This is a genomic window from Psychrobacillus psychrodurans (assembly GCF_050209195.1).
GTDB classification, from domain to species: Bacteria; Bacillota; Bacilli; order Bacillales_A; family Planococcaceae; genus Psychrobacillus; species Psychrobacillus psychrodurans.
Window position 1 is genome coordinate 3,765,176 of sequence record NZ_CP189791.1, and the last position, 17,151, is coordinate 3,782,326.

The following is a 17,151-nucleotide window of genomic DNA, read 5'->3' on the forward strand; positions in this document are numbered from 1 at the left end:
TTTTAGACAACAAAAAAGAGGGCAGATTTCCCCTCTTTTTTGATAAACGTAAATAAAGTTTTCCCAAAAAGACAGACTAATCCCATTTACTCCACACTAGTGCAGAGCCCTTGATCCTATTCAATTAATGGTTCAAAGTTTGGATTCTAAGTCTCATAGATGCTGTCAAAAGGAAAACCTCCCGTTCTTTAAAGTGAATTTCATTTTACCATATATTTTTTTACTATTCAATAAATACTATTTAGCTGTATATTTTTTAATAGCAGGTAGAATTTCATTGCCGATGAGTTCAATATTCTTCATAAGTTTATCGAAAGGTACGCCACCAAAATCCATTTGTCCAATATATCTTTGATGACCAAATACTTCATGCTGATATAGAATTTTTTCGATAATTTGCTGTGGACTTCCGATATTCATGACATTGTGCGGGTCTGCCCCTAAAGCAAATGCATCTTTTGGATAACCACTGCCATTCGATAATTTCATTCCTTCATTGATATAAGGATAGTATTCGTTTTGTGCCTGTTGCGTCGTTTCGGCTGCGTAAAAGAAACCCGCTGTAGCAACTGGAAGTTCAGAAGGATCAAAGCCACTCCTTTTAGCAGCATCTCTATATGCTTCAATGGAGCGTTTAAAAGAGGAGACAGGTCCCCCTAAAGTAGCTAAGAACATCGGTACACCAGCATTTCCTGCCTTAATTGCACTTGCAGGATGCCCACCTACTGCACGCCAAATAGGTAAAGAGCCTCCCTGCGGACGTGGTATGACGCTTGCATCTTTTAGTGGTGCACGGAATTGTCCATTCCAATTGACGACATTTTCTTGGTTAATCATTAGTAATAAATCGAACTTTTCTTCGTATAGCTCCTCGTAGTATCGAACATCGTATCCTAACAACTCAAAAAGCCCTATTCTAGATGCACGTCCAGCTACGATTTCTGCTCGTCCCTTGGACAGCAAATCTATTGTTGCAAAGTCTTCATAGACCCGCACTGGATCTGACGTACTTATAATCGATGACGAACTCGCAATTTTTATTGTATTAGTTGCCTGTGCAATTGCAGCTAAAACAACTGTGTGGGCCTGTGTTGCAAAATATTCCTGATGACTTTCCCCAACACTGAAGAAATCTATTCCAGCCTGTTCTGCTAGCTTTGCCAATTCAATAATTTCATGTAGGCGCTGCGTTGCAGTAATACGTTCTCCTGTGTGAGGATTCGGCATATGATCTCCTAATGTATATAACCCAAATTCTAAACCTTTTCTTTGATCAATACGGTATTTCTCCATTAACCTCACCCTTCTGTTTAAATAGATTCTCTATAAAATCATTACTTCTCATATAGCAGTATAGTATTGAAATTCTCTTTCCGTAAGTACGCACAAAAAAGTGGTATAGTATACATAATGATCCTAATTGTGAGGAGACTATACTGTGGATATGAATATGGATATGCAACCAGAGCTTTGCAAAGTGGACGATGCTTTAGGTATTCTAGTAGGAAAATGGAAACCGATTATTTTATTAATCCTTTTGCAAGAGGGTACAAAAAGATTCAGTGATTTAAAACGTAGAGTACCTGGCATCACTCAAAAAATGCTAACAAAACAGCTGCGAGAGTTAGAGGAAGAAGATATCGTTACGCGTAATGTCTATGCTCAGGTTCCGCCGAAAGTAGAATATTCCATTAGTGAGTATGGAGAAAGCTTAGAACCCATTTTGGTAGCCATGCATGAATGGGGTACAGCACATACTCTTCATAAAACGAAAAAAGGACAACTATAAGCAAGTTAGCTTGCGATTTGAGATTTTCCTTATAAAAACGGCCCCTAATTAGAAAGGAGCCGTTTTACTTATGTAGAATTGCTATTCTATTTCTCTAGCCGGGATAACCATATCAATATGCGGAATATTATCTTCTAAATATACTTCCGACACTGTTTCAAAACCAAAGGATCGATAGAATTCTTCCAAATGAGCTTGAGCCTGTGCATAGATAGGCATTCCTGGATAAATAGTTTCTATATATTCCAGTCCCCTCGCTACAAGCTCTCTACCTAATCCAGATTTACGATAATTCCCGGCCACAAGTACTCTCCCAATATGGATATTATCCTCTTCTGGAAACACACGCATGTATGCACATAATTCATTATTTTCCTCTTTAAAAATATGTGCGCTTATTAGGTCCAAATCGTCTACTTCTGGATATGGGCAATTCTGCTCCACTACAAAAACAGCCACTCTCTCTTTATAAATACGTTGTAACTCCAAAGGACTTAACTCTTCAAAGGCCATATAATTCCACATATACATCACTCCTTACTTTAAACCCTATTATATACCATCAAACAGATTCCATATCAATCTTCCTACCCCTCTAACTAACCAGAAAATCATACGGAAAGGAAGGAAAAGCAATTCTGGTATCCAAAAGAAAACCTCAAATATAAAGTCACCAAATGTGTATCGATCACTATATTTTCTACGGTTCTTCCTAATTTCCTTTTTAGTTTCCCACCGTTCACTCATTACTTATCACTTCCCTTAATAAAAAGTCTTCTATATCAGTTATGATACTTTTTAATATATCAAAGGATTTATAAAAATCTTCATCATCTTCTAGTCTGTGATTTGCATTTGGTATCAGTCTCGTTGTAATATGCTGATTCTTCTCTATTTATGCCCCACCTTTTCTCAGAATATATTTTATCTTTATCTCCAAGTATGCATAATCCTTTATTTGAGGTTTCACTTATCACATTTAGTATTTCAGTTCTATTTATTAGTGGCGTTAACCATACTCCCTTCGCAAGTTTAAAAATATTTCGATTTAACTCAGAGCTCATTGCTATTGTTCCAATTGATTTGCCGATAAATATATAGTTTTCATAGGAGTGAGATTCAAGAACCTTATCTATCACCGTTTTTGAATCCGTTACGACCGCTTTGTATAAATCTTCCTGACTTAAATCATCATAAAATTCATCCTTGTATGGAAAATTGACTTCTAAAATATGTACAGACTGTTTAAATATTATTTCACCTAAAAAGTGAAATATAGGGCTATTTACCGTATAATTTGAACCTGGAAAAAAGATTACTAAATCCTTTGCGCAGTCCGTTTGCCCATGTATCGTATATGGTATCTTCATACCTTTGAATCCAGTAACGCTTGAATTTATATACTTCATATAGAAAAACTCCTTCGTCTATACCCCTTATATTATCTATGTCCATCTTTTCTAGCCTGTATATACCCATAATAACTACAGGTTCCTTGCTGGCTTAAATCCTTTACCTCAAAGCCACATTTCTCATAAAAACTAAAATTATTTGCTGATGTATGGGCAAACCAATCTCCATGAGGCAACTTTTGAACACATAATTCCACAAGCTTTTGGCCAATACCTTTCCCTTGATAATCTGATTGTACTACTAAGTCCATAATGTTTGCTGCCATTATCTGATCGGAAATGACTCTTACCATCCCAATCATTTTTTCATCATCCCAAACAGTATATGCCCATGTGGAGTTTTCAAATATAAGCGTAAATTTTTCTTTCTGCCAATCTGGCGTATGATTACTCCATCCGGCATCTTTAAAAAGTTCTTCTACGCTTTCAGCAGGAATACCCATGGTTCCTTCCCTAATAACGAGCCTTTCAAAATAATGATACATCTGTAACTCTCCCTTCATGGTTATTAGTATATATACTACATTTAGGTAGGTATTTCCTTTTTTATCGCAAATATCCAATAAGAAAAGATGCTCCGTCCTTTCTCAACAGAAACATAGATATACTGTTGATTGTAGCGAAGGGCGGACGCTTCCTTCGCTTCGATCCATCCTGGGTCTTCTGCTCGCGCTGTTCTCACTGGAGTCTCCTACATATGCTCCAATCAACCATGTACGCTTGAAGTAAACGGATAATTGAAGTCAATAGTACTTACTATTTTATCGCTAGTACAACTTAATTTTTACTGTCCGCGACTCCAGCTAGAGAAGCAAGAAAGTCAAGATCCCACAGGTAGCGTAGAATACGAGAAGGCTCTGCCTCGCCCACGGAAAGCGTCCACATAAGCGTGAATCACAAGAATATTCGTTCTTTAAAGCCCTACGATTCCAGTATTCACAGAACATTTTTATACAATTTCTTATCTTTTAAAAAAAGGACTGCCCATGTATATGGACAGTCCCTACTTAACTTATTCTTGAATTCTTACAAGTTGTGTCTTTTCTACATCATAATCTAATCCGTCTGCACTTGGATCTTTATCATACTCAAGTAAAGCCATCATTTTTTCTGTTCCTTTTATCGAATCGAAATCAGCATCATTTACGATTAGAAACATGTCGCCATAGGCTCTTCCCTCTCCAATAATCAAATTCCCCTCATATTCTACATTTAAATCCTTGCCTTCTAAGTTAAGTGCTGCTGGCTCTTTCTTTGCAAAAAGTATTCCCTCGCCTTCAGCTACTTTCGGAAGAGATGAAATTGCTTTTGTTTTCCCTTTTTCTTGATTTGTTATTTCTTTTATTAACTTTTTCTTTACAAGGGCTTGTACTGTTTCATCTGTTAGGACGATGATTTGTTGTCCACCATTTTCCATAACCTTAATCTTGTACTGATCTTCCTTTGCTAAATCATCCTTCTCTCGCTCCAAAGAATCGATAATTTGTTGTTCTTCCCCATAGAGAATTACTCCATTTGCTTTTGCAAACATATTACATCCTGTTAATATTGACGCAACTATAAGAGTAGTTAGAAATACAATTAGTAATTTTTTCATTTTTGATTAGCTCCTTTTCATTTTTACTCTTCCTTGCTATTGACTTTATTATAGGAGGTAACCTTATCTTTAGCCTTCTCTTTAGATGACGTTTACATTACAATTTTGCAACTTAGCGTTTTTGTAAAATAAAAAAAGAGCCTGCCGCTTTTTTCAACAGTGAATTGCCCCGTAAATGTTAGTTGGCGTCTAACATTTACGGGGCAATTCACAAGCTGAAAGGTTCTTTTCAGATATTTATTCGATACTATCCTGTAAATACTTGATCATACGGGTAACGATAATGAACATTCTTCGGCTTCATAAGTATGAAAAACAAAGTTAAAGGACCAATTCGTCCGATAAACATTACCATACACAATAGCACTTCCCCTATGTCACTAATTTGTGCAGTTATACCCATTGATAATCCAACAGTCCCAAAAGCTGATACAACTTCAAATGCCAAAGGTAAAAAAGGTATCTTTTCCGTAATAGTTAATAGAAATATAAAGAAAAAGACTATGATTAAACCAATCGTTGATATTGCTAGAGATCTTATTACTGTCTCCAGACGGATAGATCTTCCAAATAACTCTGGTTCACTACGTTTGCGTAAAAAAGATACTGTTGCTAAAACTATTACAATAAACGTAGTTAGCTTAATCCCAGATGCTGTCGATGCACTACCCGCACCTATAAACATTAGAACCATCGTCAAAAGGATAGTGGGATCCTCCATATCACCATAATTTAATGTATTGAATCCAGCAGTACGAGGGGTCACTCCTTGAAAGTAGGACACCATTAGTTTATCTTGTAATGGCATAGTCCCAATTGTTGCTGGATTATTATATTCCAACACGAAAACGAAAGCGATAGCTATAACATTGATAAGTATAGTTCCGACAACCATCATTTTCGTGTGAAGGGACCATTGCCTAAATGACTTTGTTTGTTGAATATCAACTACTACGGTAAATCCGATTCCACCTATTATAAATAGTAACGATAATACGATATTCACAATAGGGTCATTTGCAAAACCATTCAGGTTATCAGGGAATAAAGCAAAACCAGCATTATTAAATGCAGAAATTACATGAAAGACACTTAAATATAGTGCATCGTTAAAACCAAAAGTCGGTATCCAGTGTATGGTCAAAACTGTTGCTGCAAAAAGTTGAACCGATAAAACAAATGATAAGATTAGCTTTACTAGCTTTATAATACCGCCTACTGAGTTTTGATTGAATGACTCTTGTATATAAATACGGCTTTGAATACCTATCTTCTTCTTTAAGAGTATAAGAATAGCCACAGCAAATGTCATTAAACCAATGCCACCACATTGAATAAGAATCATTAATACAACTTCCCCAAATACAGTCAATGTTGTACCAGGGTCAAATACACTAAGTCCTGTCACCGTGGTTGCTGAGGTAACCACAAATAATGCATCAATCCAAGATATGTGGGTTGTGGTCGCTACAGGTAATTTCAACAAAATGGTTCCCACAAATATTAGAGATAAAAAACTGCCAGCAATAACAATAGGTGGCGAAACGGTTCTTCTTTTCTTTTTACTTATTCGCATCTGAACACCTCCTAGCACTAATTTTGAAAAAAACTATTTCTTTAAAAAAGCTGAAAATCAAAATTAGCTAGTCATTTCAATGAAACAACAAAAAACCCACAAGGCATAGGTAATAGCCTAGTGGGCATAGAATCATTCTCACTAGCTCCAATTCCTCTCTCACAACGCTTACGAAGTTAGCTGTCGGATTAGGGCAAAGAGTAGCCCCCCTACAATCGTAGGATTCACCCCACGCGGCTTAAGTAGCCACGAATAATGGTTCCCCCGTTCCAGATGGATTAAGCGATTTTGAAATATGAAACTGAAAGTAATAATACTCCCAACTCTTAGTCTTGTAAACAAATATTTTAGAGGCTTTAATAGTCGAGAATCAGGATTAGACATAAGTTAAAATCAATAATATAGGAAAAGGCTTTCGAATATTATACTCGAAAACTTTTTTGTGTTTTGTATTTATATTTTCATAGAAAGAATTCATTTGCACCAGTTTATATTCCGATAAACGCTTGTCATATATTTCTTTTAACGCTAGAACTCTTTCATATTATAAGCAATAATCGGAAAGTTACGCCGGTAACAGGCTTATCAGTAAATAAATAGCTGTTCCCCATATAAAAATTGCAGAACATTTATTAAATAAAACGAATAGTTGGCTGCGTATGTTTATTTTTTTCAATGTTGCACCCAAAACTGCCAAGCCCAAAAACCAAATCCAAGATATAAAGACACAAGCAATTGTGAAGAAAAGTAGTTGTTGTCCACTATACTTTACAGCACTTGTCCCAATTACACCGATTGTATCTAATAATGCATGTGGATTCAGGATGGACACGGAAAGTGCAAATACAATTTGCTTCTTCAGAGGTAATGCTTCTTTTCCTAATGTGTTCATTGATTTCGAAGACCAAATCACTTTTCCCATATATAAAAGAAATAGTATTCCTGCAACTAACAAAATAATCCTTAACCACTCAAATTGTAAAACGATTATTGATAATCCTAAAATGGCGAGTACGATTAGCACTGTGTCACAAATTGCTGCGGTTACCACCGCAGGAAGCGCTCTAAACAAACTTGGCTGAGTGACACCTTGCGTAAAGACAAATACATTTTGTACACCTAGAGGAAGTATAAGCCCAAATGCCAACAGGACACCATGAATGATCGGTTCCATCATTTCAACTCCTTTCTTCTCTATCATACCTATGATATAAATAATGAAAAGGTCCAATTCGATGGTCAAATATCTATCCAAATTTTAATGGGGGGAATTGAAATGAATTGGCAACCAAATCGGCCATTACCAATCAGTTTATCTTAACAAAATAAGTAAGTGGATGATAAAACAAATTCAAAGTGGTGAGTGGCTAAGCTATTCAAAACGGTTTTGAATATAAGGAACATTGTTATACTGTAGATAAAGATTATTGTTTCGGAGGTGAAAATGTGGATAGTAAGCAGTGGATTTTAATCATTGACGATGAGGAAGACTTGGCACGTCTCCTTGAGAAAGTTTTATACAAAGAAAGCATTACGAATGTTGTAACAGCAGGATCGGTTGCAGATGGATGGGAAAAGTTTCAGAAGTTTAATCCAGCACTTGTATTGTTAGATATTATGCTACCAGATGGAGAAGGCTACGACTTATGCAAGCAAATTCGTGAAGTTTCCAATGTACCGATTTTATTTATGTCTGCGAGGGATGAGGAAATTGATAAGCTTTTAGGGCTGGCGATTGGTGGTGATGATTATATTACCAAGCCATTTAGTCCCAAAGAAGTGGCATATCGGGTGAAGGCTCAGCTAAGGCGGGCTGGTTTTTCAGAGGAAAATGTGACTCCGAAAAGTTTACAAGTTGGGCCTTTTGAGCTCAGTGCAAGTGAAACAGAATTGCAGAAAGATGGAAAAACAATTGAGCTTACTGCAAAAGAAATCGGACTTATGAGCTGTTTTATGCATCATCCGAATCAGATTCTAAGTAAGGAAACCTTATTTGAACATGTGTGGGACGATAACTTTTTTGGTTCCGATAATACGGTAATGGTACATATTCGTCGATTACGCGAAAAAATTGAAGTAGAGCCTTCCAATCCTTCCTTTATATTAACCGTTAAAGGGCTTGGCTATAAATTACATACCAAGAGGTGAAGGAAAATGAAGTGGAAATTGACACGGCGCTTTTTGGGATCCGTTGTTACAATTGTTGTGATTGTAGGGGTTGTGAATACAATTATACTTTTCTCCTTACTCATCTATAAATCAATGAATAACTTTGAAACAGACGAAGGGTCTGCTGAAAACTTTAGCAGAAATTTTTCACAATATATAGCACTGCAACACGACAAACCAATGGTCAATGAAAAAGGTTTAGAAAAACTAAGGGAACTGAATGCTTGGATACAATTTTTGAATAATAATGGTGACCAAGTAGCAGCATTTTATACTCCTGAGAATTTACAAAAAAAATATTCTCCAATTGAAGTTGTTCAAACGTATAAATATCAAGAAGTAGATGGAAAGACTACAGTTTTTATAGGAGAGGCTCATCACTTTACTTATTTAATAGGAATTAAAAATCAAAAAATTGACCGATATGTATTTACCTATGATTACGGACAGGTCCTTAAAAACATTAATATCGTACTCTTACTAATTCTAACAGTCGATATTTTCATTGCATTAATAGTTGGATTTATATTTGGAAAAAGATTAACAGGTCCCCTTCACATTTTAATAGATGGAATCCACCAGCTACGTGAAAGACGCTTTAAAAAAATGCCTATACCACATGGTGTGTATGAAGATGTATTTCGCAATATGAATGAACTCTCGCTAAAGCTTGATCAATATGAGAAAGAACGTAATCAACTTGACCAAATGCGTGAAGAATGGATCAGCAATGTTTCGCACGATATGAAGACACCACTCGCCTCTATTCATGGATATGCAGAATTGATGCAAGATAGTGCCAAGGATTTAACAGAAGAAGAATTGCATGAATATACATCTATTATAAATAGACAGTCCAAATACATGAGTGATCTAATAGATGATTTAAATTTAACGATGCGCTTGCGCAATAAAAAACTACCATTGTTACTGGAAGACGTGGATATTATTGGATTTATACGTGAAATGACAATCAATCTGTTAAATGATCCCCAGTTCGGAAATCGAAATGTAGAATTTGTTGCTAATGTGGACAAAGCAGTGCATAAAGTGGATAAAAAACTACTGAAACGAGCAATAGTTAACTTTATCAACAATGCACTTGTGCATAACAATGAAAAAGTCTTTGTAAGAATCCAAATTGATAAAGTTTATCCACATTGTGGACAAGAGCAAAAATCTAATAACATATCCACAGCCTCAGCATTCCATACACAAATTACCATCGCTGATAATGGTAGAGGAATCTCTTCTAAAGATATGGATCAAGTTTTCGAACGCTACTATCGAGGCACAAATACTACTAGTACACATGGAACTGGGTTAGGAATGGCGATTGCAAGAGATATCATCTTGGCCCATAACGGAACAGTAGACTTGAAAAGCTCAGAAAACAAAGGAACAACTATAACAATACTTTTATAGAAAAAAGGACTGTTCTCCACTTTGTTATCGGAGACAGCCCTTTTTTCTATTCTAATCGTCTTTGTGCTTTTTTCGGAATTTCTTCCAGTTTCACTTCATCATATGACGATACTTGATCATCCTTTTTTACGTACATTTTTAGGTAGGCATCTTTGCGAAGACTTTTATGTGCCGTGAATTCAAGCGAAATTGTTTTACCATCCTCATTTGTAGCGTCTAGTTTATAAGAATAGGAAGTCATAACAGAACCATCATCCAGTTTGTTCTCATGTGGTATGCCATCTTCTGTAATTTGCAAATAATAATTGCTTGCATTTATACGGTTAAAGTCTATTTTTGTAATAGCAAAAACCCCTACTATTCCTAGTGCAAACAAAATACCCACTACTATTAGAAATCTTTTCATCTCTATCATCCTTCTGTTCTATTATTTTGTGTGATAATTCGATTGTAAGAAGCTACTGTTAAGATATAATACAGTCCATAGATAACTGTATAAGCAATCATCCAGATTACTACCGGTTTTACTAAATCCATCATTAGTAAACTAGAGAAAGCTTTTAAAGCAATTGCACTATGCAATAATCCTACTGCTAGTGGCACAAAGAAGATAACGAATACCTGAGAAGCAATTGATTTACGCATTTCCCTTGGACTTACTCCCATTTTATGAAGCATATTGTATTGGGACTTATCTTCCCCAGCTTCTGTTAAAACTTTAAAGTAAATGATACTTCCTGTTGCCGCTAAAAATACTAGACCAAGGAAACTCCCGATAAAGAGCAAGGAACCTACACTTTCAATACCTGTTTGGAAGTCCTGAGGGGCACTTGAAAATTGTGCTTCTTCAGGTAAATATTTTGCAATCTTTTTAGATAAATCTATAGAAGCTTGATCCATACCGATGACTCGGTATTTTAGTGCTTCTCCTTCTTTGTGTAACGCTTTAAATTGATCATTTGAAACTACCACTGTAATCCCTGCCGTACCAGAGTTTAATACTGATTGTGTTTTAAAGCTTTGGAATGTGAGAATAGTGTTGTTCTCAGTTGAGACAGTTTTTCCTTCGTATTTAGGTGAGAACCTTTCGTCGTATCCAATGTCTAAAATAACGGCATTTTCGTTGTTAACATGTAGTTTTTCCCTTTTTTGAATCGCTGCTAATTTGTTATATGTTTTTTCATTGATAATCGTATAGATCTTCTTATCTGCGTTACTGAATGCTGAGTTTAATTGTTTCGTATGAAAGGCTACAGACAACGCTTCGATATTTTCATCGTACTTTACATCTAGCAACACATTGCTGACTTGTTGATCGAGTTTTTCATCTGTTTGCTCATACATAAAAGTATTTGGATCAGAGGTTATAACCTGATCGTTTATGTTGTAGTATAGACCATATACTGCTCCACCAGCTGTTACAGTTGTAGCACTGAGCACGGCAATAATCGTCAGTGTACGAGCATTTCCTCGGATACGATATAACAGTTGGGAAATCGTCATTAAATGAAGTCCTTTCCACAACCATTTTTCATTTTTCTTTATCATCGTTAATACAAAACCAGTCACGCTATGGAACAATAGAAATGTACCGACAATAACTGTCATTAAAATGATTAAAGCTATCATTAAAAAGCCAACTGCTTCCCAGACTTTTGAAGTAAACATATCTTGTAGTGCCAACCAATAACCAATCGAAATTAATAAAACTCCAAGAATAGCTATAGTCATAGAAGGCTTCCGAGCCACTTCTCCTTTTTTCGATGCATGGAATAAATCGATGAGTTTAAACTGATAGATTAAACGATAGCCTTGGAATGATGTTACTAAGAAAACTGCTAGAAACACAACAGTGGTATTCAAAGCTGCCTGTTCCGAAAATGTAAATGGTGCGATGACATCATAACCCATTAAATGGATCAAAATCGTCATAAATCCTTTTGAACAAAGAAAACCAAGTACAACACCAACTACTAATGAAACCAAGCCTAATAATAAATTTTCAAAAAAGAGCATAAAGCCAATCTGACGATTACGAACGCCTAGCAATGCATACAATGCCACTTCTTTTTTTCGTTTCTTCATAAAGAACGAGTTCGAATAGGCTATAAATACGGCAACGAAGAGTAGGAGAATGACTGCTGCACCGCTCATCAGTGAATCCAATTTTTGCGAGGAAGCTGTTTTTTCTGCAATCGTATCGCTATATTTTAATGTCACAAATGTAAAGTAGATAACAATACTAAAAACCATAGATGCGATATATAAAAAATATTGGGAAAAGTTTCGTGCAATGTTTTTTCTCGCTAGACTAAATAACGTCATCTACCCCACCCCCAATTGTTGCAAGGACATCCAAAATTTCTTGGAAGAATGCTTTCCGTGTTTTATCTCGACGGTAAATTTCTGTTGAAAGCGTACCATCCTTGATAAAAATAATACGACGACAGAAGCTTGCTGCATATGCATCATGTGTCACCATCATGATAGTAGAATTATTATTTTCATTTAGTTTACTTAAGCTATCTAATAGATCTGTCGCTGATTTTGAATCCAGTGCACCTGTTGGCTCGTCTGCTAAAATCATTACAGGCTCCGTCACAAGTGCTCTTGCAGCTGCAGTTCTTTGTTTTTGACCTCCAGAAATTTGGTATGGATATTTATCTAGTAAGTCTTCAATACCAAATACTTTAGCAATATTAGTTACTAAGCTATTAATTTTTTTTGCTGGAACTTTCGCAATTGCCAGAGGCAGTAATATATTTTCCTTCACAGTAAGAGAGTCTAACAAATTGTAATCCTGGAATATAAAACCGAGATTATCACGTCTGAAATCGGCTAACGCATCTTCTTTCATATCGTGGATACTCGTATTGTTCATATATATCTTTCCTTCAGTCGGAGAATCAATTGTTGCCAACATGTTCAGCAGAGTTGACTTCCCTGCTCCAGAAGGACCCATAATCCCTACAAACTCTCCCTCTTGAATATCGAATGATATATTTTCTAATGCGGTGTATGCTGCATTGGATTTACCATATATTTTTTTCACGTTTTCTACTTTTAATAACGATTCCATTTTTTCACCTCTTCAATTTTGTCGATATGTATACTATAAATGCTCATCCTTACAGCAATTTTATGCAAACCTTACAGCAAGCTTAAATCCAAAAAAACCCTCCTTCTATTAACTAGAAATCGGGTTTTACATTATTTTTTATGGTTGAGTATTAATCAGATGCTTCATCGAAATAGAAACGACGTTTTCCTTTACTTAATAGGACTAACAAAATATGAATGAATAACACCATCGTTAATATAAGAAAAAACGGGCAAAAAGATGCCCGGTCCTTTTAAAACAGAGACGTAGATACGCCATTGATTTCCGCTCCGGGCGGACGCTTTCCGTGGGCACGGCTTCAGCCGCTTCCTTCGCGCGCTCAGTCCAGGGTCTTCAGCTCGCGCTGTTCCCACTAGAGTCGCCGCTCTGCGCTCCAATCAACTAAGTCCACTTATAGTAATTAGATAGTTGAATACACACTAAATAATTTAGAGTATATTTGGATAAGTCGTGTTGAAACGGACTAGCACAAATAAAATTCACTGTCTTCATCTATCTTTAAATAATAGCACTTCTAATTCATAGGCGATTACTAAGAATATAATCACTTTCTAAAATTGGATCAATTTTATCATCTAAGCGATATACTTTGTCAAAATTTAAATTGTTGTACTACGCTATAATTGATTTATCGTGGAATGTGGCGACTCCAGCGGGATCAGCGTTAGGCAACGCCCGCGTAAAGCGTCCACATGTAAGAAAATCACAGGATTATTCATTCTTAAAATGTACCAAGAATCCAGAGTTCATGGCACATTTTATATACTTTCTTATTCTTTAAAATAGATGACCCAAGCACCCATTGATAAAAATACGGATGGCTTATAATAAGTGGTGTTCATCAGCACTACCACAGCCCTAAAAGTTTTAAGGTTGCTGTAAGGTTACTATTAATATAACGTAAGGTTCGATAATTATACTAACCTTTAAGCAAAGTAATATAAAACTTAAAGGAGAATTATAATGAATCCGTCCATTTCAAAAAAAGAAAGAATTATTTCATTAGACATTATTCGTGGAATTGCCCTTTTTGGTATACTCCTAATAAATGTCGGAACATATAAAATTATTATAGAAGGACAACCACTACCAGATTATAGTGGTGTTAATGGAGTTATCCACCAACTAATAGCAATCATAGTGGAGAAGAAATTCTTTTCCATTTTTTCTTTCCTATTTGGTGCAGGTCTATTTATTTTTGCTTCAAGAGCGGAAAAACGCGGGGACAAACCTAGATTACGAATGGTAAGACGTTTATTAACTCTCTTACTTCTTGGGATCATACATTCAATCATATTTTGGGGAACAATTCTACATGTATACTCGATTGTTGGGTTGTTTTTAATCCCTTTTTATCGCGCTAGAGTTTCTACCATCAAAAAGTGGCTTGTTGGAATGACAACTATCCACTTAGTTTCTCTAGTATTAATGATTTTCTTGCCTACTCCGAAACTGCTCTTACCAATCTTAGAATTCTTTTCTAACGATTTAATACTAATATTCATAATGTTTTTGGCTGGTTTTTTAACAGCTAAAGCAGGTTGGCTTGTACAGATACTAAGTTTGTCCAAACAGATTCGATGGATGCAAGCTGGAGCTTTTCTTTTGTTCATCCCTTTCTCACTGTCGATTTGGAATGCTTTTCAAAGCGGAGACAATAATGTAGATTTACTTATTGCTTTAGGGACAATACCAACGACCTTGTTTTACTTATCAACATTATTTTTATTGTTAGAAAAAAAACATGTCTTAAAATTTCTGAAACCAATCTCATTTGTCGGCCAAATGGCTTTTACAAATTATATTGCTCAAAGCATTATAGGAACAATTATCATTTCACTTATTGGTCTGGATGTCGTTTCACCAAAGGATATTGTCTATATTGCAATCTTGATCTATGCTATTCAGATAGTTTTTAGTATAGTCTGGTTCAAATTCTTTTCTATGGGGCCATTGGAGAAAATGTGGCGTTATATGACTTATGGTAAGAAATATGCAAAAAGATAGTGAATACGTTAAAATACTCAAACACAAAGTCTAGCGAGTAATAGCTTAATATGTATTTAAAAGGCCCATTTGTATTTGTACATACAAATGGGCCTTAACTTCATTTCACTTCCTCTAAGGAAATTGATGAAACAATTAAACCAAAGGGATACTTCATTTTAGCTTTTGTCCACACTATTAAACTGCTTCAGATAAACGGAAAAGACTGTTTTTTCCTCGTCGCTCTTTACCTGTATTTCTCCCTCATGTATTTCAACAATACTCTTAGCAATAGCAAGTCCTAACCCTGAGCTTTCAGTATGCATACCGCGTGATTTATCCACCTGATAAAACCTTTCGAATATATGAGGTAAGTCCATAGCAGGGATCGGATTCCCGTAACTTGTCACTTCTACTAAGATGTTATTATTTCTTTGAGTAGCAGATATATCAATTTGTTTTTTCCTTATCCCGTATTTTAAAGCGTTCGACAGTAGGTTCTCAAAAACACGAATAAGAAGATTACCATCTGCTTTGGTTATAAGTGGTACAGAACTATACTTCTCAATACAAACATACTGCATCTGCTCTAACTCAATACGATAATGTTCAACAAGTTGTCCAAGCATTTCCTTTATATTTAAAGGTTCCTTATTTACTTTAAGCTGATGATTTTGTACTCTCGTATATTCAAATAAATCATGAATTAGCCTATGCAATAATGTTGACTTCTCATAGACAATATCAATGTAGTACCTTAGCTCTACTTCATCTCTATATTTATCTTCCGTAATAAGTGACAGGTAACCAATGATAGAAGTCAGAGGAGTACGCAGATCGTGAGAGACATTCGTAATAAGATCGTTTTTTGTTCTCTGAGCATTCCGTTCTTCCTGTCTCAGTGTATCCATTTTACTTATAATCATATTTATACTTTCTGTTAGTTGTAACAATCTTTCATCCCGGTAGCCAGGACTGAACCCAATTTCTGGACTACTTACATACTTTTTAGTTTCTGTAACTAGCTGATCGAAGGATATAAAAAACTGCCTTCTTTTTTCATGTAGGTAAAATAAGCTAAAATAGAAACTAAATACTATAAAAAAACTTAACTGTTCAAAAAGGAAAGGCCAGGGTGAATAAAGAATATTTTCAACCCTTCTCTTACCAACTAAAGTAACGAATTCGGTAACCAATCCGCTACCAACAACTGAGGTATTAACATAGCCTACCACTGCATTTTTAATTATAAATAAAGAAATTGCTGACAAAATAACAGATAGAATAATCCCAGTAACAATGCGCCACCTCGAGAAAAAAACCAATTCACTTAACACAGACTTAATAGTCAATTTTATAACCAACTCCCCAAACAGTTACAATCATTTTTTCTCCTTTTAACACTCTGTCCAGTTTTGCTCTTAAGTTACTTATATGTACCATTACCGTTTTACTTGAATAGATTTCCTGTTCATTCCATACCAATTGAAAGATATCTTCAGAACTAAAAACACGGCCTGGCTTACTGCAGAGTAGGCATAATATATCGAATTCAATTGAGGTCAATTTTAATGGGGTATCATCAATACTTACAGTATGATTCTGTTTATTTATTACTAAAGGACCATAGATCAAACCTTCCTTAGGAGAGTTGCTTTTTAAATATCCAGATCGTCTTAACAAAGCTTTCACTCGAGCTATAAGCTCTAAAGGATTAAAAGGTTTAATAAGGTAATCATCCGCACCTGTAGTGAGCCCAAATATTTTATCCATGTCCTCTGCCTTTGCGCTTAACATTAAAATTGGAACCGTCTGGTTATCTTGTCGAATTTCACGACAAACTAAAATACCGTCCTTTTTCGGCATCATCACATCTAGAATTATTAAGTCAACTGAATGCCTTTTAAGCATATTTAATCCTTCTTCACCGTCATGGGCTAAATGGACCTCGTAATGTTCCGCCTCTAAATAAATTCGTAGCAATTTCGTAATATCTTTATCGTCATCTATTATTAAAATAGCCTCTGCCACAAGACATCACCACCTATTCCAAAATTCTTCTTATATTATAAACAT

General features: G+C 35.6%; 17 protein-coding genes and 1 riboswitch. Of the genes, 4 read left to right on the forward strand and 13 right to left on the reverse strand.

Annotated elements, in window-relative coordinates; translation table 11 throughout:
• Nucleotides 1–237: 237 nt before the first annotated feature.
• Nucleotides 238–1,293 (reverse strand): LLM class flavin-dependent oxidoreductase, encoded by a 1,056-nt coding sequence (locus ACQCPR_RS18655; protein ID WP_090565824.1) that lies wholly within the window; start codon nucleotides 1,291–1,293, stop codon nucleotides 238–240.
• Between the two features lie 157 nt (nucleotides 1,294–1,450).
• Here ACQCPR_RS18655 and ACQCPR_RS18660 point away from each other — a divergent pair, with 157 nt between their 5' ends.
• Nucleotides 1,451–1,789 carry a winged helix-turn-helix transcriptional regulator gene (locus ACQCPR_RS18660; protein ID WP_427138967.1) on the forward strand — a complete coding sequence of 113 codons (339 nt, stop codon included), beginning with the start codon at nucleotides 1,451–1,453 and terminating at the stop codon, nucleotides 1,787–1,789.
• Between the two features lie 81 nt (nucleotides 1,790–1,870).
• Here the strand turns inward: ACQCPR_RS18660 and ACQCPR_RS18665 are convergent, their stop codons facing one another.
• From ACQCPR_RS18665 to ACQCPR_RS18695, 7 genes are all read right to left on the reverse strand, one after another.
• Nucleotides 1,871–2,314, reverse strand: coding sequence for a GNAT family N-acetyltransferase (locus ACQCPR_RS18665; protein WP_090565822.1), 444 nt, complete (start codon nucleotides 2,312–2,314; stop codon nucleotides 1,871–1,873).
• 27 nt (nucleotides 2,315–2,341) lie between these two features.
• Nucleotides 2,342–2,536: a hypothetical protein gene (locus ACQCPR_RS18670; protein WP_427137780.1), complete on the reverse strand. Its 195-nt coding sequence runs from the start codon at nucleotides 2,534–2,536 to the stop codon at nucleotides 2,342–2,344.
• An 83-nt stretch (nucleotides 2,537–2,619) separates the two neighbouring features.
• The gene (locus tag ACQCPR_RS18675; protein WP_427137781.1) at nucleotides 2,620–3,198 is read right to left on the reverse strand and encodes an alpha/beta hydrolase; all 579 of its coding nucleotides are present in this window, start codon (nucleotides 3,196–3,198) and stop codon (nucleotides 2,620–2,622) included.
• A 32-nt stretch (nucleotides 3,199–3,230) separates the two neighbouring features.
• Nucleotides 3,231–3,686 carry a GNAT family N-acetyltransferase gene (locus ACQCPR_RS18680; protein ID WP_427137782.1) on the reverse strand — a complete coding sequence of 152 codons (456 nt, stop codon included), beginning with the start codon at nucleotides 3,684–3,686 and terminating at the stop codon, nucleotides 3,231–3,233.
• Nucleotides 3,687–4,213: 527 nt separating this feature from the next.
• The gene (locus tag ACQCPR_RS18685) at nucleotides 4,214–4,798 is read right to left on the reverse strand and encodes a lipoprotein BA_5634 family protein (RefSeq protein WP_093496251.1); all 585 of its coding nucleotides are present in this window, start codon (nucleotides 4,796–4,798) and stop codon (nucleotides 4,214–4,216) included.
• A gap of 247 nt (nucleotides 4,799–5,045) precedes the next feature.
• On the reverse strand, nucleotides 5,046–6,374 hold the full coding sequence (locus ACQCPR_RS18690) for a TrkH family potassium uptake protein (RefSeq protein WP_427137783.1): 1,329 nt from the start codon (nucleotides 6,372–6,374) through the stop codon (nucleotides 5,046–5,048).
• Nucleotides 6,375–6,523: 149 nt separating this feature from the next.
• Nucleotides 6,524–6,669: riboswitch (cyclic di-AMP (ydaO/yuaA leader) on the reverse strand.
• 270 nt (nucleotides 6,670–6,939) lie between these two features.
• Nucleotides 6,940–7,548: a LysE/ArgO family amino acid transporter gene (locus tag ACQCPR_RS18695; protein WP_090565809.1), complete on the reverse strand. Its 609-nt coding sequence runs from the start codon at nucleotides 7,546–7,548 to the stop codon at nucleotides 6,940–6,942.
• 272 nt (nucleotides 7,549–7,820) lie between these two features.
• On the opposite strand from ACQCPR_RS18695, the gene ACQCPR_RS18700 reads away from it, so the two are divergent.
• Together ACQCPR_RS18700 and ACQCPR_RS18705 are read left to right on the forward strand one after the other, a co-directional pair.
• Nucleotides 7,821–8,522, forward strand: coding sequence for a response regulator transcription factor (locus tag ACQCPR_RS18700; RefSeq protein WP_093496244.1), 702 nt, complete (start codon nucleotides 7,821–7,823; stop codon nucleotides 8,520–8,522).
• 6 nt (nucleotides 8,523–8,528) lie between these two features.
• Nucleotides 8,529–9,968, forward strand: a complete 1,440-nt coding sequence (locus ACQCPR_RS18705) for a sensor histidine kinase (RefSeq protein ID WP_427137784.1) — start codon at nucleotides 8,529–8,531, stop codon at nucleotides 9,966–9,968.
• A gap of 46 nt (nucleotides 9,969–10,014) precedes the next feature.
• Here ACQCPR_RS18705 and ACQCPR_RS18710 read toward each other — a convergent pair whose 3' ends face one another.
• The 3 genes from ACQCPR_RS18710 to ACQCPR_RS18720 are packed head-to-tail and all read right to left on the reverse strand — an operon-like array spanning nucleotide 10,015 to nucleotide 13,047.
• Complete coding sequence (locus ACQCPR_RS18710) at nucleotides 10,015–10,374, reverse strand: YxeA family protein (protein WP_090565803.1); 360 nt, start codon at nucleotides 10,372–10,374, stop codon at nucleotides 10,015–10,017.
• A 5-nt stretch (nucleotides 10,375–10,379) separates the two neighbouring features.
• Entirely contained in the window at nucleotides 10,380–12,293 is a 1,914-nt protein-coding gene (locus ACQCPR_RS18715; RefSeq protein ID WP_427137785.1) for an FtsX-like permease family protein, read from the reverse strand.
• The gene (locus ACQCPR_RS18720; protein ID WP_090565799.1) at nucleotides 12,280–13,047 is read right to left on the reverse strand and encodes an ABC transporter ATP-binding protein; all 768 of its coding nucleotides are present in this window, start codon (nucleotides 13,045–13,047) and stop codon (nucleotides 12,280–12,282) included. The genes ACQCPR_RS18715 and ACQCPR_RS18720 overlap by 14 nt, the downstream gene beginning before the upstream one ends.
• Nucleotides 13,048–14,052: 1,005 nt before the next feature.
• Here ACQCPR_RS18720 and ACQCPR_RS18725 point away from each other — a divergent pair.
• On the forward strand, nucleotides 14,053–15,096 hold the full coding sequence (locus ACQCPR_RS18725; protein ID WP_427137786.1) for a DUF418 domain-containing protein: 1,044 nt from the start codon (nucleotides 14,053–14,055) through the stop codon (nucleotides 15,094–15,096).
• 158 nt (nucleotides 15,097–15,254) lie between these two features.
• Here ACQCPR_RS18725 and ACQCPR_RS18730 read toward each other — a convergent pair whose 3' ends face one another.
• Together ACQCPR_RS18730 and ACQCPR_RS18735 are read right to left on the reverse strand one after the other, a co-directional pair.
• Complete coding sequence (locus ACQCPR_RS18730) at nucleotides 15,255–16,427, reverse strand: sensor histidine kinase (protein ID WP_427137787.1); 1,173 nt, start codon at nucleotides 16,425–16,427, stop codon at nucleotides 15,255–15,257.
• Complete coding sequence (locus tag ACQCPR_RS18735; RefSeq protein WP_427137788.1) at nucleotides 16,417–17,106, reverse strand: response regulator transcription factor; 690 nt, start codon at nucleotides 17,104–17,106, stop codon at nucleotides 16,417–16,419. Before ACQCPR_RS18735 ends, ACQCPR_RS18730 begins: the two co-directional genes overlap by 11 nt.
• Nucleotides 17,107–17,151: the final 45 nt, after the last annotated feature.